Source organism: Amycolatopsis sp. WAC 04197 (assembly GCF_003947475.1).
Lineage (GTDB): Bacteria > Actinomycetota > Actinomycetes > Mycobacteriales > Pseudonocardiaceae > Amycolatopsis > Amycolatopsis japonica.
On record NZ_QHJK01000002.1, the window covers coordinates 788,927 to 809,873 of the forward strand.

The 20,947-nt window shown below is 68.2% G+C and carries 20 protein-coding genes; 6 read left to right on the forward strand and 14 right to left on the reverse strand.

The features are described from left to right. The first annotated feature begins 43 nt into the window (after nucleotides 1-43). Nucleotides 44-1,663 carry an FAD-binding oxidoreductase gene (locus tag DMC64_RS10995; protein WP_199754949.1) on the forward strand — a complete coding sequence of 540 codons (1,620 nt, stop codon included), beginning with the start codon at nucleotides 44-46 and terminating at the stop codon, nucleotides 1,661-1,663. Here DMC64_RS10995 and DMC64_RS11000 read toward each other — a convergent pair. From DMC64_RS11000 to DMC64_RS11020, 5 genes are all read right to left on the reverse strand, one after another. Then, nucleotides 1,641-2,288, reverse strand: a complete 648-nt coding sequence (locus tag DMC64_RS11000) for a gamma-glutamylcyclotransferase family protein (RefSeq protein WP_125733397.1) — start codon at nucleotides 2,286-2,288, stop codon at nucleotides 1,641-1,643. The genes DMC64_RS10995 and DMC64_RS11000 overlap by 23 nt on opposite strands. After that, on the reverse strand, nucleotides 2,282-3,376 hold the full coding sequence (locus tag DMC64_RS11005) for an S-(hydroxymethyl)mycothiol dehydrogenase (RefSeq protein WP_125733692.1): 1,095 nt from the start codon (nucleotides 3,374-3,376) through the stop codon (nucleotides 2,282-2,284). The genes DMC64_RS11000 and DMC64_RS11005 overlap by 7 nt, the downstream gene beginning before the upstream one ends. 80 nt (nucleotides 3,377-3,456) lie before the next feature. After that, a complete protein-coding gene (locus tag DMC64_RS11010) occupies nucleotides 3,457-4,722 on the reverse strand; it encodes a C39 family peptidase (protein WP_199754950.1) in 1,266 nt (421 codons plus the stop codon). Between the two features lie 74 nt (nucleotides 4,723-4,796). After that, complete coding sequence (locus DMC64_RS11015; RefSeq protein WP_125733398.1) at nucleotides 4,797-5,111, reverse strand: PaaI family thioesterase; 315 nt, start codon at nucleotides 5,109-5,111, stop codon at nucleotides 4,797-4,799. Between the two features lie 32 nt (nucleotides 5,112-5,143). Next, nucleotides 5,144-6,865 (reverse strand): TIGR03767 family metallophosphoesterase, encoded by a 1,722-nt coding sequence (locus DMC64_RS11020; protein WP_125733399.1) that lies wholly within the window; start codon nucleotides 6,863-6,865, stop codon nucleotides 5,144-5,146. Nucleotides 6,866-7,040: 175 nt separating this feature from the next. Here DMC64_RS11020 and DMC64_RS11025 point away from each other — a divergent pair, with 175 nt between their 5' ends. Further along, nucleotides 7,041-7,475: a hypothetical protein gene (locus tag DMC64_RS11025; RefSeq protein ID WP_016337460.1), complete on the forward strand. Its 435-nt coding sequence runs from the start codon at nucleotides 7,041-7,043 to the stop codon at nucleotides 7,473-7,475. A 270-nt stretch (nucleotides 7,476-7,745) separates the two neighbouring features. Here the strand turns inward: DMC64_RS11025 and DMC64_RS11030 are convergent, their stop codons facing one another. Next, nucleotides 7,746-8,345, reverse strand: a complete 600-nt coding sequence (locus DMC64_RS11030; RefSeq protein WP_125733400.1) for a TetR/AcrR family transcriptional regulator C-terminal domain-containing protein — start codon at nucleotides 8,343-8,345, stop codon at nucleotides 7,746-7,748. A 59-nt stretch (nucleotides 8,346-8,404) separates the two neighbouring features. Between DMC64_RS11030 and DMC64_RS11035 the strand changes: the two genes are divergently transcribed. Then, nucleotides 8,405-8,854: a hypothetical protein gene (locus DMC64_RS11035; RefSeq protein WP_125733401.1), complete on the forward strand. Its 450-nt coding sequence runs from the start codon at nucleotides 8,405-8,407 to the stop codon at nucleotides 8,852-8,854. On the opposite strand, the gene DMC64_RS11040 is transcribed toward DMC64_RS11035, so the two are convergent. Together DMC64_RS11040 and DMC64_RS11045 are read right to left on the reverse strand one after the other, a co-directional pair. Next, nucleotides 8,823-10,085: an ABC transporter substrate-binding protein gene (locus tag DMC64_RS11040; protein ID WP_125733402.1), complete on the reverse strand. Its 1,263-nt coding sequence runs from the start codon at nucleotides 10,083-10,085 to the stop codon at nucleotides 8,823-8,825. The genes DMC64_RS11035 and DMC64_RS11040 overlap by 32 nt on opposite strands. A gap of 100 nt (nucleotides 10,086-10,185) precedes the next feature. Further along, on the reverse strand, nucleotides 10,186-11,823 hold the full coding sequence (locus DMC64_RS11045) for a long-chain fatty acid--CoA ligase (RefSeq protein WP_125733403.1): 1,638 nt from the start codon (nucleotides 11,821-11,823) through the stop codon (nucleotides 10,186-10,188). Nucleotides 11,824-12,273: 450 nt separating this feature from the next. Here DMC64_RS11045 and mihF point away from each other — a divergent pair, with 450 nt between their 5' ends. Together mihF and DMC64_RS11055 are read left to right on the forward strand one after the other, a co-directional pair. Further along, nucleotides 12,274-12,585, forward strand: a complete 312-nt coding sequence (gene mihF / locus DMC64_RS11050; protein WP_005155963.1) for an integration host factor, actinobacterial type — start codon at nucleotides 12,274-12,276, stop codon at nucleotides 12,583-12,585. A 105-nt stretch (nucleotides 12,586-12,690) separates the two neighbouring features. Next, nucleotides 12,691-13,839, forward strand: coding sequence for an isochorismate synthase (locus DMC64_RS11055; protein WP_125733404.1), 1,149 nt, complete (start codon nucleotides 12,691-12,693; stop codon nucleotides 13,837-13,839). A 374-nt stretch (nucleotides 13,840-14,213) separates the two neighbouring features. Here the strand turns inward: DMC64_RS11055 and DMC64_RS11065 are convergent, their stop codons facing one another. Further along, nucleotides 14,214-14,903 (reverse strand): 4'-phosphopantetheinyl transferase superfamily protein, encoded by a 690-nt coding sequence (locus tag DMC64_RS11065; RefSeq protein ID WP_125733406.1) that lies wholly within the window; start codon nucleotides 14,901-14,903, stop codon nucleotides 14,214-14,216. Continuing rightward, nucleotides 14,900-16,240, reverse strand: a complete 1,341-nt coding sequence (locus DMC64_RS11070; RefSeq protein WP_125733407.1) for a cation:dicarboxylate symporter family transporter — start codon at nucleotides 16,238-16,240, stop codon at nucleotides 14,900-14,902. Before DMC64_RS11070 ends, DMC64_RS11065 begins: the two co-directional genes overlap by 4 nt. Before the next feature lie 126 nt (nucleotides 16,241-16,366). Between DMC64_RS11070 and DMC64_RS11075 the strand changes: the two genes are divergently transcribed. Next, a complete protein-coding gene (locus DMC64_RS11075; RefSeq protein WP_037347957.1) occupies nucleotides 16,367-17,536 on the forward strand; it encodes an acyl-CoA dehydrogenase family protein in 1,170 nt (389 codons plus the stop codon). A 71-nt stretch (nucleotides 17,537-17,607) separates the two neighbouring features. On the opposite strand, the gene DMC64_RS11080 is transcribed toward DMC64_RS11075, so the two are convergent. From DMC64_RS11080 to DMC64_RS11095, 4 genes are read right to left on the reverse strand one after another with little or no spacing between them, the layout of a single operon-like run. Next, the gene (locus DMC64_RS11080) at nucleotides 17,608-17,937 is read right to left on the reverse strand and encodes a hypothetical protein (protein WP_007028628.1); all 330 of its coding nucleotides are present in this window, start codon (nucleotides 17,935-17,937) and stop codon (nucleotides 17,608-17,610) included. Nucleotides 17,938-17,995: 58 nt separating this feature from the next. Further along, nucleotides 17,996-18,637: a TetR/AcrR family transcriptional regulator gene (locus DMC64_RS11085; RefSeq protein WP_125733408.1), complete on the reverse strand. Its 642-nt coding sequence runs from the start codon at nucleotides 18,635-18,637 to the stop codon at nucleotides 17,996-17,998. Beyond that, complete coding sequence (locus tag DMC64_RS11090) at nucleotides 18,628-20,172, reverse strand: ATP-dependent acyl-CoA ligase (RefSeq protein WP_125733409.1); 1,545 nt, start codon at nucleotides 20,170-20,172, stop codon at nucleotides 18,628-18,630. The genes DMC64_RS11085 and DMC64_RS11090 overlap by 10 nt, the downstream gene beginning before the upstream one ends. Further along, nucleotides 20,169-20,912, reverse strand: a complete 744-nt coding sequence (locus DMC64_RS11095; RefSeq protein ID WP_125733410.1) for an enoyl-CoA hydratase/isomerase family protein — start codon at nucleotides 20,910-20,912, stop codon at nucleotides 20,169-20,171. The genes DMC64_RS11090 and DMC64_RS11095 overlap by 4 nt, the downstream gene beginning before the upstream one ends. Between the last annotated feature and the right edge of the window lie 35 nt (nucleotides 20,913-20,947).

Sequence of the window (20,947 nt, forward strand, 5' to 3'; positions counted from 1 at the left end):
CGCAGGTGAGTGACGTTTTACGTCCATATGTAACACTGTAGTCGTGACCGAGCTTATTGACCACCGGTTAAGACGATCCTGGACGCCCGAGGCCGGTGACGCCGCCCACCTTCCGGCCAAGGCCCTGAGGTGGCTCGTCCAGCGTATCGGGCCGTTGGGCTCCGCGGCGCCCTTCGCGCCCGATTCGGCGCTGTCCGTTCCCGAACCGGTGCTGGACGGGCTGCCCAAGCGAGACCTCGAAGAACTCGTCGGCGCCGAGCACGTCCTGACGGCACCGGGGGAACGGCTCGCGCGGGCCAGTGGTCTGTCCTATCTGGACTTGATACGGCGCCGGGGGTTCGGTGATTTTCCGGTGCCGGACGCTGTCGTCCTGCCGGAGAATCCCGCCGAAGTCCAGTCGGTACTGGAAATCTGCGCACGGCACGACGTCGGCGTCGTCCCGTTCGGCGGCGGGACGTCGGTGGTCGGCGGGGTCGCCGCACTGCGCGGTGACAAGGCCTCGGTGATCGCGCTCGACCTCACGCGGCTCGACGAACTGGTCTCGGTCGATCCCGTTTCCCGGATCGCGGTCCTGCAGGCGGGGGTCACCGGCCCGGAGGCCGACCGGCTGCTCGCCGCGCACGGTTTCACCCTCGGGCACGTGCCGCAGTCCTACGAACGCGCCACCATCGGCGGATTCGCCGCGACCCGGTCCGCCGGACAGGCCTCGTCGGGCTACGGCCGGTTCGAGGACATGGTCAAGGGCGTCCGGCTCGCGACCCCGCGCGGGGAATGGAAACTCGGCGTCGCGCCGGCTTCGGCCGCCGGACCGGACCTGCGGCAGCTCGCCGTCGGCAGCGAAGGCGCGCTCGGCGTGATCACCGAGGTCGCCCTCCGCGTCCGTCCGGTGCCGGAAGTCCGCCGCTACGAGGGTTTCGTCCTCGACGGCTGGGAGAAGGGCACCGACGCGGTCCGCGAACTCGCCCAGCGACACGTGCTCGCGGACGTCACGCGACTGTCCGATGTGGACGAGAGCGAGGTTTCGCTCGCGCTCAACGACAGTGTGAAGACCAAGGCGCTGCGCCGGTATCTCAAGGCACGGGGAGTGCACGCGCCGTGCCTGCTGATCGTCGGCTGGGAAGGCGCGTCGAAACGCGAGGTCGCCCGGCGACGGCAGGAGACCGTCGGCGTGCTGAAGGAGTTCGGCGCCGTCCGGATCGGGGCCGCGCTCGGCGAATCCTGGCGACGCGGCCGGTTCTCCGGCCCTCGGCAGCGGGACGCCTTGATGGACAACGGTGTCTGCGTCGAAACCCTGGAAACCGCCGCGTACTGGGCGGAACTGAGCGACCTGCGGGACGCCGTCCGCGCCGCGCTCACCGCGACCCTCGGCAACGCCATCATCATGTGCCACGTTTCGCACGCCTACGAAACGGGCGCGTCGCTGTACTTCACCGTGCTCACGCCACGCGACGAGGCCGACCCGATCGCCCAATGGCAGCGGGCGAAGGCGGCCGCGTCGGAGGCGATCACCGGCATCGGCACGATCTCGCATCACCACGCCGTCGGCGTCGACCACGCGCGTCATCTGGCGGCGGAGATCGGCGAGATCGGCGTCGAAGTGTTGCGAGCGGCGAAGAAGGCCGTCGATCCGAGCGGGATCCTCAATCCAGGGAAGCTGGTCTGATCAGCGTCCCGGCCTCGACCAGCGTGCAGTCCAGACCGTGTGTTTCGGCGGGGATCCCGTCCAGCGCGGCGGCCCGGCGCTGTTCGAGGTCGGCGACGCGGATATGCCTGCCGTCCACCAGGATCGGCAGGCGGATGTCCGCGGCGCCGACGTACGCCACCACGTCGTCGAGCACGGTTCCGTCGTCGAGCGTGATGGCCGGGGCGGTCAGCCGCACCAGGTTGTAGCGCATGCCGTTGCCCTCGCATTTGTCGAGCACGGCCAGCTGTTCGGGCGTCGCGAACCACACGGCGTGCTCCTCGACGACGCCCGGCGCGGCGGCCAGCGTCGCGGGGCGCTGCCCGTCACGGAACCGCAGCCCGGACGCCCAGACCGCGGCGAGGTCGGTGCAGCGCGCGTGGCAGACGACGACCGGGCCCTCCAGGCCCATGTTCTCCCGCAGCCAGGTGATCTTGGACGGGCACGCGTTGGAGCCGTAGGCGAGCACGGCCTGACGTTCGCGCCAGCCCTCCGGCGCGGTGTCGAGACTGTGCCCGGCACCGTCGAAGTGGACGAACGAATGCCCCGGCCGCGCTCCCGGATACGGATCGGCCGGGAAATCGGCGTCGGTGAAGAGTTTCACCACGTCACCACGCTGCGGAGGACGTCTCCGTCGTGCATGCGCCCGAAGGCCTGCTCGACGCCGTCGAGGGCGATCCGCTCGGTGACGAACTTGTCGAGCGGGAGCCTGCCCTGGAGGTAGAGGTCGATCAGCATCGGGAAATCGCGTGAAGGCAGGCAATCGCCGTACCACGACGATTTGAGCGAGCCGCCGCGCGAGAAGAAGTCGATCAGTGGCAGATCCAGCCGCATGTCCGGGGTCGGGACGCCGACGAGCACCACCGTGCCCGCCAGATCGCGCCCGTAGAACGCCTGCCGCCACGTTTCGGGCCTGCCGACCGCGTCGATCACGACGTCCGCGCCGAACGAATCGGTGAACTCCCGGATCGCCTCGACGACCTGGTCTTCGCTCAGTCCCTTGCTGTTCAGCGTGTGCGTGGCGCCGAAGTCCTTGGCCCACGCCAGTTTCCGGTCGTCGGTGTCGACGGCGACGATGGTCTTCGCGCCCGCCAGGTCCGCCCCCGCGATCGCGGCGTCACCGACACCGCCGCAGCCGATGACCGCGACGGAATCGCCGCGGCTCACCGCGCCGGTGTTCAACGCCGCGCCGAGACCGGCCATCACCCCGCAGCCGAGCAGCCCGGCTACGGCTGGCTCGGCGGCGGGGTCGACCTTCGTGCACTGTCCACTGTGGACGAGCGTCTTTTCGAGGAACGCCCCGACGCCGAGCGCGGGCGACAGGGCGGTGCCGTCGGCCAGTGTCATCGGCTGGGCGGCGTTGAACGTGGAGAAGCAGTACCAGGGCCTGCCCCGGCGGCAGGCACGGCAGGTGCCGCAGACCGCGCGCCAGTTCAGGATCACGTAGTCGCCGGGTTCGAGATCCGTCACGCCGTCGCCGACGGCCTCCACGAACCCGGCGGCCTCGTGGCCGAGCAGGAACGGGAACTCGTCGTTGATCCCGCCCTCGCGGTAGTGCAGGTCGGTATGGCAGACGCCGCACGCCTTGACCGAGACGACGGCCTCGCCGGGCCCGGGATCGGGCACCGTCACGGGCTCCAGCGAGACCGGTTCACCCTTGGCGCGGGAAACGGCGCCCTGGACCTCGTACGGCATACCCACCTCCGAGTAGTCGACTCTGTAGCCTGCCATGCGAAAGGCCCGGATCGCGACATCCGCTCGGGTGGGGAATTGATTCAGTGCCCAGGCGTGATGATGTAAGCGATGCCGCCGGGACCACCGGAAACGCCGCCATTCGTGTTGTACCGCTTGGTGCGCTGCCAGATGGTTTCGAACTGGTGTCGTTTGTAGACGTTCCGGACCCGGTCGTTGCTGCTCGCGGCCGGGTCGTTCGCGATCACGTCCCCGTCCTTGGTGAAGCCGACGACGACCATGATGTGCCCGGCGGTGCCGTAGCCCGCGCCGTCGAGTTCCTCGGCCTTGAACGACTGCGACGTGATCACCGGGATGCCGCGCGCGATGTACTTCTCGAGTTCGTTCAAGGAGTGCAAACGGGTGATGTGCCCACGCAGTCCGAGTGATGCGGCGTACGCGGTGTTGAACGGCCAGTTGCCGGTTCCGTCGTAGGCGTAGTCGAACGTGTAGCGGGCGGCGTACGCGACGGTCGGATCGACGTAACCCTCCGGGATCCACTTCATGTCTTCGGGCTTGGGCCGTTTGCCCCAGTACTCGGCGACCATTTCGGTGGACGTCGGGCTGCACCAGTTCTCGCCGCCGCCGCCGTATTCCGGGAACTGTCCTTTGTGGAGGTTCTGCGCGTAGGCGGGCACCTTGAGTTCGATCCCGGTGGCGCGGCCCGGCTTGGTCGCCTGGACCTCGAAGCGGTCCGGGACCAGCGACGTCATCGCGCCGACCGACGTCACCGACGGCGTGGCGCGGGAACCGGCCTCGCGGTACAGGCTGACCCGCAGCTGGTACGAGCGGAGCGCGACACCCGCCTTCATGACCAGCGTGTCGACGTCGACCGCGGCGTTGGCGTCGCTCTGGCCGTCGACGCTGGTGCGTTTGATGTCGGCGTCCCCGCTGGCCCAGCGGCCCATGACGTACCAGGAGGTCTCGGCGCCCGACGCGGTGCGGCCCTTCGCCTCCACCTTGATCCAGGTCTTGGCCGGCGTCTTCGCGTTCCACGAAGCGACCAGCTGGGAGGCGTCGAAGCCCTGCGTGTGGCTCCGCGACGTCCATTGGCCGTATTCGTAGGTCTTCGTGGTGCCGAGCACGGGTTCGGTGTGCTCGATCGTGCCGATCGGGCGGTCGATGCGCAGGGCGCCGTGGTCGAGGCCGAGCCCTTCGAGCCTGCCGTCGCGGAATCCGGCGTGACCGGACCATTCGTGGTAGTCGATCGACTCGTCGTCCGGACGAGGAGGCCCCGCTTCCGCCGTCTGTGCCGTCACCGCGGTCATCGTCGCGATCGTCAGCAGCGTGACCAGCCCTCGTATGCGCATCCCGGCTCCATCCCTCGATTCCACCCAGTAGGGAAGGGATTTTCGCCGGTCGCGCGAGGTATGTAAACAGTTGCCTACAAGACGGCCTGGGTCTGTGTCACTTTCGCGACCAGCCTGCCCTCGTCGTCGTGGATTTCGGTTTCCACCACGATGAGCTTGCGGCCCGCGTGCAGCGGCTTCGCGGTGGCCGTGGCGTGGCCGGACCGGACCGCGCGCAGGAAGTTCGTCTTCGACTCGACGGTGGTCGTGCCCTGTGCGCCCTCGGGCAGGTTGAGGAACGCGCAGACCGCGCCCGTGGCGTCGGCGAGCGCCATCAGCGTGCCGCCGTGCAGCACCCCGCCGAGCGTGCAGAGCGTTTCGTCCTCTGAATGCGATCCTTGCGCGTGCAACTACCGCATTCAGAGGACGAAACGCGCGGGAATCAGGCGAGCGGGTGCGGCAGCAGGAGTTCGGTGTTCTGGTCTTGAGCGGTGCCGACCGCGCCCAGTGAGGCGTGGATGTCGTTGTACGAGAACTCCCGGTACAGCGACGCAAGCGCTTGCGTCGAGGTGTCCGAGTACGACGCCTCGTACGGTGCTTCCGCCTCGATCAGCGTCGTGAACAGCGACAACGTGCCGTCGGCGTTGTCGGCGACCTCGATGATCCGCGCGTGCTGCGGGAAGTCGATATGCGAGGCGGTGTTGATCTCCCAGAAGCCCTGCTTCGCGGTCTTGCCGGCGTGCGGGGTGATCTTGTTGCGGTGCGTGTGCCCGTTGACCCACGCCAGCACGTTCGGGAACCGGTGCAGCAGCGAGACGAACGTGTCGCCGTTGAGCCGCAGCTCCAGCGGATGCCGCGCGTCCGGCAGCACGTTGCCCATGGTGTCGCTGGTGTGGTGGCTGAACAGGATGAACAGCTCGTCCGTCACGTTCTGCGTGACCTTGCGCCCGAAGAAGTCGTAGTACGTCGAGCTGTTGCGCTTGAGCGTGTTCTCCACCCAGGTGAACTGCCCGAGCCCGATCGATCCGTCGGCCAGCCCGGCCATCGTCGTGGTGTCGAGGCTGATGCCGGTGATCCCCGGCGCGATGCGGAAGGTGTAGTACACGTTCCGCCCGTCGGCGTTGTTCCCGCTGAACCCGTGGCCCACCGGGCCGGGACCGGTGTTGGCGGAGTCGAGGTGGTGCTGGACGAACTCCGCGGTGCTGAACGGCCGCCGTCGCTCGTCCGGGGTGATTTCGCGGATCGTGCCGGAGCCGCCGAACAGCTCCGTGATCGGCACGCCCGAGCCGGACCCGATCGCCTTGGCGAGCTTCCGCGACGTCGTCTCGTCCTTGCCGATCACCTTGAAACGGCCGGTGTACCAGGCGTCCATCCCCGGCAGATCCGGCACCGTGCCGACGATGCTGTCGTCGTGGTTGCCGAAGGTGCAGAACCACGGGACGTCGAGACCGGGCGAGGTGAAGGTGTTCGACGCCGCGCCGAGCAGGCCGGGCAGCTGCGGGAAGCCCTTCTTCGTGTACGCGTCGTCCAGCGTCTTGCCCGGGTTCCAGTAGTGCGAAGACCCGGACGTCTGGACGCCTTCGTGCACGTTCGGATCGCCCGAGGTCGGGTTCACCGTGCCGCCGTTGAGCACCTTGAGGAACCATTCGAGCTCGATCAGCTCGTGGTTGTCGGTGTTGTCGCCGGTGGTGACCATGAAGTCGATCGCCCGCCCGGTGAACGGGCCGGTCTTCAGGCTGTTCACCCGCTCCACCAGCGCCGTCGTGGCGACCGGGCCGAGGGTCTCCTGCGGCCGGTGCGCCGAACCGACGAACGGGTGCAGGTACTCGAACCGCGCGGGGCTTTCGGCGTCGGTGAAGTGCAGGTCGGTGAACTGCGCGAAGGACGCCATCGCGCGGCGCCGGTCGTCGCGGCCGGATTTCGGCGCGGCGAGGTCGCCGCGGACCACGAGTGGCCAGCCGGGGCCCGCGGTCAGCCGCGTGTAGCCGGGACCGCCGGCCCGCGGGGCCGCCGCGGCTTCCAGTGTGGTGCCCGCGGTGCGGACCGCGCGGGACGCGGTGCGCGCCAGCGCGCGGTCGAGCGCGTTGGCGGTCGGTGTGCACAGCAGCAGGCCGACGCCGGCGGCGCCCGCCGCGGTGAAGGTGCGCCTGGAGATGACGGACATGGCGGTGCCCCCAGTCGTCGCGGGTGGGTGTCGCGGAAGGACGATGCCGGAAGACGTTAGCCGTGGGGTGAACGCCAGAAAAGGGTAATGCGAAAATTTGTCACGTTCGGCCGAATACGCAAGTAGCCAAGCGGGCTGGTTACGCTGGCCGCTCGACGAGCGAGGAGGTGGCCCGGTGGGTGCTTCGGCTTGGTCCGTCCGCGGCCGGTTCGACGGCGACCCGGAAGCGGCGCTGGACGCGATGAAGGCACGCGTCTTCGAGGAGGGCGACTACCTCTGGGAAGAGGACGAACTCGGCCGCCCGGACTCGATCGACGAGCTGTACGAGGTGGAAAGCGTCCAGGAGTCCGGGACCCATTCCGTACTCGACGTCCACGAGTTCATCAGCGCCACGGGTGAGGACGACTTCGGCACGATCCGGCCCCTGACCGACGCCGAGCTTGTCGCCGCGTTCGGGACGGAGGAGCCGTCCGTGGCGGACTTCGACGAGCTCGACAAGGCCGGACGGCTGCCGTACGAGCGGCGGCCTCGGTGGAGCGCGAACTGCGCGTTGCTGTACGAGAACGACGTCGCCGTCGAGTTGGCGATCTGGGGTGTGTCCGGCGACTAGAGCCGAGGGCGCGTCTGTCGCGACCGGGCCGGTCGCGCGGGACTGTGTGGATTTCGGGTCATCTAACGCCCCAAAATCCACACGGTCGTTGTCTTGGAGAGGCTACTCACGACAGCCAGGGTGACGCGGCGCCGCACTCACGTGATCGAAGGCGGAACTCGCGTGATCAGGGGCGGAACACCCCGAGTACGGCATCCAGTCACGCGAGTTACGTCCCTGATCACGCGAGTCACGCATTCGCTCACGCCGCGCCTTCACGGACATGACCACCTAGAGTCGCGCCGCGAGCCCGTCGAGGATCACCTCGACACCCAGCTCGAACAGCTCTTCGTCGCTCTGCCGCGCGAACGCCGGCCCTAGCCTGCCCACATGCGGATAGGCCTCAAGTCGCGCGAGGAACCCTTCGTCCGGCTTCCGCGCGGGGAGCGTCTCGACCGACGCGAGTACGTGCGCCGTGAGCAGGCGCGAAATCCCGGCGGTGTCCTCTTCAGAGAAACCCGCCTCCAGCAGGATCCGCGCGGTCGTCTCGATATGGCCCAGCCGGTGCGGACCGGTCGGCGGCCGCTCGCGCAGCAGCGCCGCCGAATCCCGGTGACGCAGCAGCATGGCGCGGAACTGGCGGAGCCCGCTCGCGAGCTGATCGCGCCACGGCAGCGATCCATCGATCTCGAAGGCGCCGGCGCAGATCGCCTCGGCGACGAGATCCAGCAGCTCCGCCTTGTCCTTCACATGCCAGTACAGCGTCGGTGAGCTGACGCCGAGCTTCGCCGCCAGTCGCCGGGTCGTCAGCTCCGCGAGGCCGGCGTCGTCGAGCAGTTCGACGGCCGCCTCGGTGATCTTGGCGAGGTCGAGTGAGCCTTTGCGTGCCACCCGGTGGACTCTATCAGTGATAGATTTATCTCTATCGCTGATAGAGATCGGGGGAAGTGATGCTCTGGACACCGAAGATCCGCCTGGTCACGGTGCTCTGCTCGATCGTCTTCGTGCTCGGGACGACGCTGCAGAACTACGTGATCATCGATCTGGATCTGATCGAGGCGAGTATGCGGCTCAAGGGGGCCGACACCACCGACGCGCCCGCGTACCTGAGCGCGTTGCGGCTGGTGGGGAACGTCTTCATCATCGGCAACGCCTTGGGCCTGCTGGTGTGGTTCGGGTGGCGTTGGCTGTTCTGGCCGGTGCTCGCGTTCAACGTCGCCCAAGCCTTCGGCGTGTTCGTCGTGCCGTTCGAAGTGCACCGGGCGGCGATCGCCGAACACGGCTGGCCGGGCGTACTGCCTTCGCTGGTCACCGACGGTGGCGCGGTGATCCTGTCGATCGTGCTGATCGTCGCTTACGTGCGGTCGTTCAGGCGGAAAGGCGACCCAGTTCGGCTTTGACGGCCTCGACGGCGGCCTTCGTCTCGGTGGCCGGGTCGGCGCCGTCGCGGGCGATCCGGCCCAGTGCGTCGACGAGCGCGGTGTTCGCCGCCGGTGTCCACAGTGGACCGGCGGCGCGCCCGTTCTCCTTGACCAGCTTCGCGGCGTCGCCCGCCGCGGTGACCTTGTCGAGCACGCTCAGCCGCGCGGGCAGATGGAAACCGAACTTGGTGGCGAACTCCTGCTGGAAGTCGACACGCTCAAGCCACAGCCATTTGACGAAATCCTTGGCTGCGTTGGGGTTCAGGCTCTTGGCGTGCACCATCGCGCTCAGTCCGCTGACCGGCACGGAAGGCGCGCCCGCCGCGTCGAGCCGCGGGAAGGCCAGGACACCGAAGTCGTCTTTCAAGGTGTCCTGGATCTTCGGCAGGTTCCACAGCCAGGTCCACTGCATCGCGGTGATCCCGTCGATGAACGGGAGCGGATCCGGCCAGTCCGTCGCGGCGCCCAGCAGCAGCGAACCGTTGAGCTCGTGGAGTTTCGCGAACGCCGTGGCGGTGCGCGGATCGTCGAAGCCGGCGGATTTCCCGTCCTTGACGTAGTCGAGCCCGGCCGACCACAGCAGCGGCCCGGCGAGCGCCGCCGCGCCCGCGTCGTTGCCGGCGAACAGGCCTTTGACGCCGTCCTTGGACAGCTTCTTCGCGGCGTCGACGAGTTCGTCCAGCGTCTGGGGCGGCTGGACCCCGGCCTCCTGCAGGAAACTCTTGCGGTAGAAGAGGACTTGCGTGTCCAGCGCTTGCGGGATGCCGTAAGTCTTGCCGTCGACGGTCTGCGCCGCGAGCACCGAAGGATTGAAGTCCCCGCGCACGGGCCCGATGACGTCGTCGAGCGGGACGAGGAGGTTCTGCCGGACGCGCTCGACGGTGACCTGGCCTTCGAAGACGTCCGGAACCGGGCCAGCCCGCAGTGCGGCATCGAGTTTCGTTTCGTAGTCGTCGGGATTCCACTGCACCGCGACCTTGGACTTCTGGTACGCCGCCGCGTAGCGCGTGACGGCTTCTTGGACGCCCGCCTCGGGATACGGGTGGTACCACTGCGTGAGATCCACCGGTTTCGGTTTCGGCCTGGTCACCCCGGCGGAGTAGGCCGTCGAGGGTGGCGGGTTTCCTGTTTGGACGGTGTTGGACCCGCAGGCGGAGAGCACCGTCGTCCCCGCCAGTGCCAGGAACGCCCGCCTGTTTGTCTTGCGCACCAACAAAACCCTTCGCCGAACGCCGTGAAGGCCATCTCCAGGGACCAGAGTCCCTCAAGATGGCCTTCACTGAAGCGCAGGCGCGCGGGAGATTAACCCGTTAGAGCTGACTGACGTCGAGTTTGCCTTCGGAGTGGAACGCCCTCAGCCGCTTCTTGTCGAACTTGCCGACACTGGTCTTCGGGACTTCGTCCACAAAGGTCCAATTCTCCGGAAGCTGCCACTTGGCGACCTTGTCGGACAGGAAATCGCGCAGCTCTTCGGCCGTGACGCTCTGGCCCTCCTTGAGCACGACGGCGACCAGCGGGCGCTCGTCCCACTTCTCGTCGGGGATGCCGACCACGGCCGCCTCGGCCACCGCAGGATGCGCCATCACCTGGTTCTCCAGGTCGACCGACGAGATCCATTCGCCGCCGGACTTGATCACGTCCTTCGCGCGGTCGGTGAGCGTCAGGTAGCCGTCGGGGCTGATCTTGCCGACGTCGCCGGTGCGCAGCCAGCCGTCGTGGAACTTCTCCGGGTCGGGCTCGTCACCGGTCTTGCCGCCGTAGTACGACGCCGCGATCCACGGGCCCTGCACTTCGAGCTCGCCGACGCTTTCGTTGTCCCACGGCAGTTCCTCGCCGTCGTCGCCGATCAGCCTGGCGCTGACGGACGCCGGGAAGCGGCCCTGGGTGTAGCGGTAGTCCCACGCCTTCTCGCCGGTCGCGGAGGCGGGCGGACGCGCGACGCTGCCCAGCGGCGACGTCTCGGTCATGCCCCAGGCGTGCAGGATCGGCACGTTGTAGCGGTCTTCGAAGGCGTGCATCAGCGACGGCGGCGCCGCCGATCCGCCGACGACGACCTCACGCAGATGCGAGATGTCCTGCGGGTTCGCGTCGAGGTGGGAGAGCAGGCCCTGCCAGATGGTCGGGACGGCGCCGGCGAAGGTCGGCTTCTCCGCGGCGAGCATCTGGGCGATCGGCGCCGGCTGGAGGAAGCGGTCCGGCATGAGCAGCGAGGCGCCGACCATCAAGGCCGCGTACGGCATGCCCCACGCCATCGCGTGGAACATCGGGACGATCGCGAGGGCCTTGTCGTGCTGGGCCAGCCGCATGCTGTCGGACATCGTGACCTGCATCGAGTGCAGCCAGATCGACCGATGGGAGTACGCGACGCCCTTCGGGTCACCCGTGGTGCCCGACGTGTAACACATCGCGGCGGCCGACCGCTCGTCCACCTCGGGCCAGTCGAAGGTGTCCGGCTGACCGGCGAGCAGTTCGTCGTAGGCGTGCACCTGGACGCCGTCGGGCGCCGGGAGGGTGGAGGCGTCGCCGTTGGCCACGATGACGTGACGCACGGTCTTCAGCTCGGGCAGCTGCTTGGCCAGCAGCGGGACGAGCGTGCCGTCGACGATGACGACCTGGTCTTCGGCGTGGTTGGCGACGAAGACGAGCTGCTCGGGGAACAGCCGGATGTTCAGCGTGTGCAGCACCGCGCCCATCGCCGGGATGGCCAGGTACGCGGCCATGTGCTCGGCGTTGTTCCACATGAAGGTGCCGACGCGCTGGTCGCCGGTGATGCCGAGGCTCCGGAGGGCGTTCGCGAGCTTCGCGGCGTGCCTGCCGAGTTCGCCGTAGGTCTCGCGGCGGGCTTCTGAACCGGTCCAGGTGATGACTTCGCTCTCGGAGTGCACCGTGGTGCCGTGGCGGAGCAGCCTGCCCAGTGACAGCTGCCCGTCCTGCATCGTGCTCAACATCGCGTACTCCCGTGGTGCTCGTTCTCCGGTGAACTGGGGTTGCGCCGACTCTAATCCGGGAGGGGTGAACCGGTCAGTAACATCGCAGGCAACCGTTCGGTCACAGTGTCGCGCTAACGGGTGTTCGCCGGTTCGGGCCAAGATCATCAATAATTCGTATTTTTCTTACCATGAAACGAAAAATGGCTGACTGTGCGAAGTGGTGACATCGCTCATAAGGGTGATGAACGACGGTGAATCGCCGCTCGAACGGCGTGTTTCCGCAGGCTGGGGCGGGTTGCCCGTGGCGTGGTCGAGGGGTAATAAGTGCGTGTCGGTTTCACGGCCGAGGAACGGGTGGCGTTTACTGGAGCCGTGGTACAGAGACGGCTGGCCAGCGCTTGCTCTCGCAAGCATGGTTAAAGGCCGTCGGCCGCGAAAGCGGAGACCTGAGATGAAAGGACTACTACGTTGGCTCTGCCCACGTTGACTCCGGAGCAGCGCGCCGATGCCCTCGCCAAGGCGGCTGAGGCTCGCAAAGCGCGCTCCGAGCTGCTTGCGTCGATCAAGTCCGGCAAGGAGAGCATCGACAAGGTGCTCAAGCAGGCCAAGGAGAACAAGACCATCGGCAAGACGAAGGTCACGCAGCTGCTGAAGGCCGTGCCCGGCCTGGGCGCGGTCAAGGTCGCCGCCCTGCTGGAGCAGGCAGGCATCGACCCGGACCGGCGTGCCGCCGGCCTGGGCGAGCGGCAGCGCGAGGCCCTTCTCGAGGCGCTGAAGTAACGCTTCCGCAGGTCACGGGCTGTCCGGGGGAAGGTGTTGCCTGAGAGGCTGTTGCCCGGGCAACACTTTCCCCTGGTCTCAGCCGGAGCCTGGGACGCTGGTGGGGTGACGACCAGTACCGCACCGGCGACCCCGGCAGACCTGGCCGCCCGCTACGAGCGGGGCGACTTCCTCCTGGCCACGGCACGGCACGCGCTCCTCGCGAGCGGGGCCGTGGCCACCGCGACCGACACCGAGCCGTCGCGGCTGTCCGGGGCGCTCCCCGGGCTGTTCACCGACTCGGGTGCTTCGATCGCGGTCGGCGTGCTGCCCTTCGACACCAGTGACACCACGTCGACACCGGGGCATCTGGTGCTCCCGCGCGCGGTCCACCGCGCGTCGTCCGACCACGCGGCCGTTCCGCCGCGCACCTCGCTTCCGCGGCCGGTCAAGGTCACTTCCGTGCCCGAGCCGGAGGCCCATCTGGCCGCCGTCCGCGCGGCCGTCGCGGCGTTGAGCGACCGTGACCTGCGCAAAGTCGTCCTGGCCCGCGCTCTCGATCTCGACTTCGACGAGGCCGTCCCGGTCGCCGAAGTCGTCCGGAACCTGGCGAACGGGAACCCCCGGCACACCACGTACGCCGCGCAGTTGCCCGGCGGGCGCACGCTGGTCGGCGCCACCCCCGAACTCCTGCTCTCCCGCACCGGCGGCGCCGTCGTGTCCCGGCCGCATGCCGGGTCGATGCCCCGGTCGGCGGACCCGGCGATCGACAAGGCGAACGGTGAGGCGTTGCTGGCGTCCGAAAAGGACCACGTCGAGCACGCCGTGGTGGTGGAGTCCGTCGTCGAGATCCTGCGGCCGTTCTGCCGCACGCTCGACGTCCGCGGGCCCGAGCTGGTCTCGACGCCGGCCATCTGGCATCTGTCGACGACGGTCACCGGCGAGCTGATCGACGAGGACGTCACCGCGCTCGACCTCGCCGCCGCGTTGCATCCGACGCCCGCGATCTGCGGCACGCCGACCGATGCCGCGCGTTCGCTGGTCCGGGAGCTGGAGCCGTTCGACCGCGCGTACTACGCGGGTGCCGTCGGCTGGGTCGACGCGGCGGGGAACGGCGAGTGGGCCGTCGGGATCCGGTGCGCGGAGGTCGCCGACACCTCGATGCGGCTGTACGCCGGTGGCGGCATCGTGCCCGCCTCCGACCCGCGGACCGAACTCGACGAGACCTCGGCGAAGTTCCGCACCCTGCTGGCCGCGATGGGCCTCGAGATCTGACGCGTTTCGTCCTCTGAATGCGGTCCTTGCACACGCAAGTACCGCATTTAGAGGACGAAACGCGGGAGGTCAGAGGGGTGCTCGGTACGTAAAGGGGGCCTTCACTGCGCTAGGCGCAGCGAAGGGGGCCTTCACGTACTTGGAAGGTGCGAAGGTCGAGTTTCCTCGGCTGAGCCGAGGGAAGGGGGCCTTCACGCGCCGGTGTTACTAAGCGGCGATCTCGCGTGTTTGGGTGGCGATCTCGCGTGATTGGAGGGCGAACACGCGTGCTTGGAGGGCGATCTCGCGTGATTGGAGGGCGAACACGCGTGCTTGGAGGGCGATCTCGCGTGATTGGAGGGCGAACACGCGTGTTCAGGCGGCGAACAGCGCGGTCAGAGGGGTGCGAAGTCTTCGGTGACCGTGATGTCGTCCGAGGTGATCAGCGCGACCGCGGCCCGGTAGCCCTCGGTCGCCTTCAGGTCCGCGAGCCGGGTCCGGTCCGGGTCGAGGGCCTCGTGGGTCGACCGGACCAGCCTCGCCTGCTCGTCGTAGCCGGAGAACGTGATGCTCTGCAGCGGGATCTTGAGGCCCTTCCCGGTGGCCTTCATGACCGCTTCCTTGCGCGTCCAGTAGGTGAAGAACGCCGTCGCGCGCTGCTCGTCGGAGAGCCCGGAGATCGCGGCCAGCTCGGCCGGGGTCAGCGCGTACTCCATGAGCGAGTCCTCGGCCCGTCTGGTGGCCGTCTCGACGTCGAGGCCGACCGGGGTCCCCGCGGTGGCCGCGACGCCGATGAGGTCCCCGGAATGCGAGATCGACAGCATCAGAGGTGCGCCGGGGACCTTGGGCCGCCCGTGCGGTTTGCCGCAGTCTTCGCAGGTCGCGTCGAAGCTCACGGCCTCGACGGCCAGGCCCAGCCGCTCGGCGGCGACGGTCTTCGCCAGCACCCGGCCGGTCAGGAACCGGCGTTTGTCGATGTCCTGGCGGTAGTTCGCGTACCGGCCCTGTTCCAGCTCGTCGAGCAGGGCCAGGAACCGGGGTTCAGCGGGCAGGGGCTCCGACCAGCGGACCGCGCATTCGATCACGTCTCCTTCTTACCCGATTCCGCCGTCACCTCACTGGCGTTTTCGTCGAGCAGGGTCGCTTCGTCGAACGGTGATTCGCCGTTCAGCGTACGGTCGAGCTGCTCCCGGTCGATCTCGTTGGTCCAGGTGCCGATCAGCACGGTCGCGACGGCGTTGCCCGCGAAGTTCGTCAGCGCGCGGGCCTCGGACATGAACCGGTCGATGCCGACGATGAACCCGACGCCGTCGACCAGCTCCGGCCGGTGCGACGACAGCCCGCCCGCCAGCGTCGCGAGCCCCGCGCCGGTGACCCCGGCCGCGCCCTTCGACGCGATGATCATGAACACCAGCAACGAGATCTGCTCGCCGATGGTCAGCGGTTTGTCGAGCGCGTCCGCGATGAAGATGGACGCCATCGTCAGGTAGATCGCGGTGCCGTCGAGGTTGAACGAGTACCCGGTCGGCACGGTGATGCCGACGACCGGTTTGGAGACGCCGGCGTGCTCCATCTTCGCGATCAGCCGCGGCAGCGCCGATTCGGACGACGACGTCGACAGGATCAGCAGGAACTCGCGGCCGAGGTATTTCAGCAGCTTGAAGATGTTGACCCTGGCGAACACGCCGATGATCAGCCCGAGCACCACGAACACGAACAAACCGCAGGTGAGGTAGAAGCCGAGCATGATCACCGCGAGGCTCTGCAGCGCCTTCCAGCCGGTATCGCCGACGACGGCGGCGATCGCGCCGAACGCGCCGACCGGGGCCGCCCACATGATCATCGCCAGGATCCGGAACACGAGCCGCTGGATGTGCTCGATGCCGCGGCGGATCGGCTCGCCCTTGGTGCCCAGTTTCTGCAGCGCGAACCCGGCGAGCAGCGCGACCAGCAGCGTCTGCAGCACCTCGCCCTCGGTGAACGCCGAGACCAGCGTCTTCGGGATGATCCCGAGCAGGAACTCGACGGTGCCCTCGCTCTTGGCGATCTGGTCCTGTCCCTTTTCGGCGATCTCGGGCGTCAGGTGCAGGCCGGTGCCGGGCTGCAGGAGGTTGCCCACGACCAGGCCGATGACCAGCGCGACCGTCGACATGATCAGGAAGTAGCCGATCGCGAGCCCGCCGACGCGGCCGACCTTCGCGGCCTTCGCCACCGAGCCGACGCCGAGCGCGATCGTGCAGAAGATGATCGGCGAGATCATCATCTTGATCAGGTTCACGAACCCGGTCCCGAGCGGCTTCAGTTCCTTGCCGAGGGCCGGGAACAGGATGCCGACCGCGATGCCGAGCCCCACCGCCACGATGACGGCTATGTACAGGTAGTGGGTGCGATCCCGCTTCGTCGCGGGTGCTGCCGTGCTCATGGGTGCCCTTCGACGAGACGGGAACAGGTTGCGAAAACTTATGACAACTCCTCGGCTAACGACAACCGAAGCGGTACGCTGAGCTAAGCGAGCGCTTAGTCACTGTCGAACAGGAGCGGGCTGACCATGGATTTCTCTCTGAGCGTCGAGGAACGCGAGGTGCGCGACTGGGTCCGCACGTTCGTCCAGCGCGACCTCATGCCGCGTGAGCAGGAGGTGCTGCGCCGCGAACGCGCCGGTCAGCCCGGCCTGACCGCCGACGAGCTGCGCGAGCTGCAGCTGAAGGCCAAGGAGTCCGGGTTCTGGGGTGTGCAGACGCCGGAGGAGTACGGCGGCATGGGCCTGTCCGCGGTGATGACCGCGCTGCTGGAGGCCGAACTCGGCCGCACTTTCGTGCCGTTCCGCTTCGGCGGCGCCGCGGACAACATCCTGTACTACGCCAACGACGAGCAGAAGGAGCGCTACCTGCTCCCGACGATCTCCGGCGAGCGCAAATCGTGCTTCGCGATCACCGAACCCGGTGCGGGTTCGGACGCCAAGGCCATCCGGACCTCCGCCCGCAAGGACGGCACCGACTGGGTCATCAACGGCGAGAAGACCTTCATCACCGGCGGTAACGAGGCCGACTTCGTGATGGTCTTCGCGATCACCGATCCGGAGAAGGGCGCGAACGGCGGCGTCACCTGCTTCCTCGTCGACCGTGACGCGGGCTGGAAGTCCGAATACATCGACACCATGGGCGAATGGGGTCCGGCGGCGCTGGTCTTCGAGGACGTCCGCGTGCCGGAGACGCAGATCCTCGGCGAGCTCGGCCACGGGTTCGACCTGGCCATGCAGTGGATCGGGGCGGGCCGCTACCTGCTGCCCGCCCGCGCCATCGGCTCCTGCGAGCGGCTGATCTCGATGGCCATCGAGCACGCCAACACGCGGGAGACGTTCGGGCAGAAGATCGCCGAGCGCCAGGCCATCCAGTGGATGATCGCGGATTCCGGTACCGAGCTGGAGGCGCTGCGCTGGCTGGTGCTGCACGCCGCCTGGCAGGTCGACCAGAAGCTGGACTCGCGGCACGCGCAGTCGATGGCGAAGCTGTACGGCGGGGTGAAGGCGAACGAGATCGTCGACCGCGTCCTGCAGATCCACGGCGGAATGGGCTACACGCGGGAACTGCCGGTCGAGCGGTGGTACCGCGAACTGCGGCTGCTGCGGATCTACGAGGGCACCGACGAGATCCAGCGCCGGACCATCGCGCGCAACCTGCTCAAGGGGCACGTCAAGGTCGGCGGCACGCTGGGCTGACGCTCGCCCGTGCGATGAACGGGCCGTTCCTCGCAGATTTCGCAAGGAACGGCCCGTTCATCGCGTCGGCCCTAGTCTTCTTCCTTCTGGTTCCGCATCGCGATCGGGACCCCGGCCAGGTCCTCCTCGTTGCAGAGCAGTTTCACGTCGTAGTAGGGCGAACCCTTGCGGTCGTCATAGTCGAGATGGACGGCCAGCACATCGACCGGTTCCCCGAGCCACTCCTGAGCCTGGCGTAGCCATGTCGCGCACCGTTCGAGCGCCGTGGGCAGGTCGTCGTCGCGGAAGCCCACCGGGCGGTAGGGGACGTCCTGCACCTGATCACGGGGGTTCGAAGGCACCGGCAACGCCGGCGAGAGACCCGAGTCGTCCAGTTCGAGTTGGATCGTTTGCTCAGTCACCCTTCGAGCGTCCCCCAGAGAAGCCGTCTGAGCAAGGCGTACAGACCTAAAGTCGCCGCTAAACGGGCACTCGCCACACTCCTGAGACCACTTCACGGCAGTTTTGCAACGCTGTGACGTCCAGCTGCCGATCGCAGGCGAGCGCCCGGAGCGCCAATCCGGCGTAATGGGCGGCCAGCTGATCCAGGGTGAGCGGCCCCTTCGGCGAATACCAGCGCGCGACCCCGCTGCACATCTCCACCAGCGCGAGCCGGGTGACCGACGGCTGATCGGTGTGGAAGACGCCGGCCGCGACACCGTCTTCGATGGCGTCCGCCCACAGCTTTTCGTAGGCGTCGCGCAGCCCCACCACTCCTGCCCTGGCGCCGGGGGTGAGCGCGTGGACCTCGTTGTCGACCACCCGGGTGTCATCCGGCTGGATGGCGTGCGCGAGCACGTGCAGCGCCACCAGGGATCCGAGCCGTGACACGGGATCGGTGAGCCCGGCGGTCGCCTGCTCGGCCGCGTCGAGCAGGCGCCGCAGCGACTCGTTCATGATGGCGACCAGCAGGTCCTCTTTGGTGCCCATGTAGTGGTACAGGCTGGCGGACGACAGCTCCGCCTCCTGGGCCAGATCCCGGATGCCGGTGCCGTGGAACCCCTTGGCGGCGAACAGTTTCACCGCCGCCTGCCGGACCCGCTCACGGGTGGTCACAACCATGTTCCGGTGGTCCTGTCCCACGAACCGGCGCGGAGGTCTTCCGCCTTCTTGAGCTCGCCCTTCGCGACCCGTTCCGACGGTGTCATCGGCAGTTCCGTGACGATGGTCCAGAACCGGGGGACCTTGAAGTAGGCCAGCTTCGCCGAACAGAACTCCGCCAGCTCGGCCGGTTCGCACCGGTGCCCCTCGTTCTCGTCGAGGACGAGGTACGCCTTGACCTCTTCGCCGCGGATGTCGTCCGGCACCGCGATGACGGCGGCGAGCTTGACCGCGGGATGCAGCTGCAGCGCCCGCTCGACCTCGTCGGCGGAGATGTTCTCCCCGCTGCGGCGGATCATGTCCTTGGTGCGGCCCACGTAGTACACGCGGCCTTGGTCGTCCATTGTGGCCAGGTCGCCGGTGTGGAACCAGCCGCCGTCGAAAGCGCGCCTGGTCGCTTCGGGGTCGTCGTGGTAGCCGTGCATCAGACCGACCCCGCGGATCAGCAGCTCTCCGGTTTCCCCGCGCGGCAGCGGTTTCCCGTCCGCGTCCGCGATCATCACCTCGCGGGTGGGCGCCGGCCTGCCGAGGCAGCCGGTGCCGACGGTCTCCTCGTGATCCGCCGGGTACATCCGGATGTCGCCGCCGGTCTCGGTCATGCCGAAGGCCTCGAACCACGGTGCGCCCCAGCGTGCTTCGAGCGCGGCGTGCAGGTCACGCGGGATGGCCGAAGCGCAGATCGCGCGGACCTGGTGTGCCTTGTCGAGCTCGCTTTCCGGCTGGCGCAGCAGAAGGGTGGGCATCAGTCCGAGGCAATAGAACCAGGTGACCCCGTGTTCGCGGACCTTCTCCCAGAACGTCGACGGGTGGAAACGGTCGAGCACCACCAGGGTCGCGCCGCCCGCGAGCCCCAGCGCCACGTTCCACTGTGGATCGATGTAGTGGAACGGTTGCGCGGTCAGGATGACGTCGTCCGCGCCGACCGCCGGGAAGTCGGTGGCCAGGCTGATCGCCAGTGTCGTCCAATACCTGTTCGGCAACACGCAGCCCTTGGGCGCGCCCGTGGTGCCCGACGTGTACTGGATGTTGACCGGGCGTTCGCCTTCGCTCCCGAACTTCGGGACACTTCCGGAGCCGGTGAGTTCGCCGGGCGTGAGCACCCGTTCCAGCGAGGTCTCCGGCGCGATCTTGTTCAGCAGCTCCAGGAACTCCTCGGCGGCGACGGCGAACCGGGCGCCGGAATGGCGCAGTACATGGGCGCCGTCGAACTCGCGGTATCCGGTATTGACCGGGACGAGCACGCCGCCGATCTTGGCCAAGGCCAGCCACAGCAACGGGAATTCGGGCTGGTTGCGCAGCATCACCGCGACCCGGTCGCCCGGTGTCACGCCGAGGTCGAGCAGTGCGCGGGCGTACTCAGTGCTGCGTGCGTCGACGTCGGCGAAGGTGAGGCTTTCCCCGGTGGCGTCGAAGATCCACGCCGTCTTGTCCGGCCAGAGCGCGGCGGCCCTCGTGGTCAGGCCGGAGAGGGTGTCGATCCCGGCGAGCGAAGTCATGACCGGCTCCGGAATGCCTCGGACGAAGCGGCGACCTCGGCGGAGTGTTCGGTGATCAGCGCGTGGCTGACTTCGAGTTCGAGCGCGGCTTCGAGCGAGCTGTCGATGCCGGAATCGAGGGCGCGTTTGGCCATCGTGGCCGCGGCGGCCGGGTGGGAGGCGATCTTGGCCGCCCACGCGAGCGCGGTGTCCATCAGGTCGTCGGCGGGTACGGCGGCGTTGACCAGGCCGAGTTCGTAGGCCTCGGTGCCGCTCACGCGTTCGCCCAGCAGGAGGAGTTCCTTGGCCTTCAGCGGGCCGACCAGCAGGGGCAGCAACCGCGACGCCGCACCCGTGACGCTCAGGCCCAGGGAGACCTCGGGGAAGGCGAACGCCGCGTCTTCGGCGGCGAGGATCAGGTCGCAGCCCATCGCGAACTCCGCGCCCGCGCCGATCGCGTAGCCGTGGACGGCGGCGATGACCGGCTGGCGGAGGCCGCGAAGGCGCCGTGTCACGTCCTGTAGCCGGTCGAGTCGCGGGCGTGAATCACCCTCTGGGGTGGGCTCTTTGAGGTCGTGACCGGCGCAGAAGGCGCGTCCGCGACCGGCGAGCACGACGGCGCGCGCGTCCGACTTGGCGGCCGCGTCGAGCGCCTCCAGCAGGTCGTCGACCAGTTCGGCGACCACCGCGTTCAGCCGTTCGGGGCGGTTCAGCCAGATCACAGCGATTCCGTCGTCGAGTGCGTAGTCCACGGTGCTCATGACGCCGAGCCTAGACGACCGATCGATCGATCGAT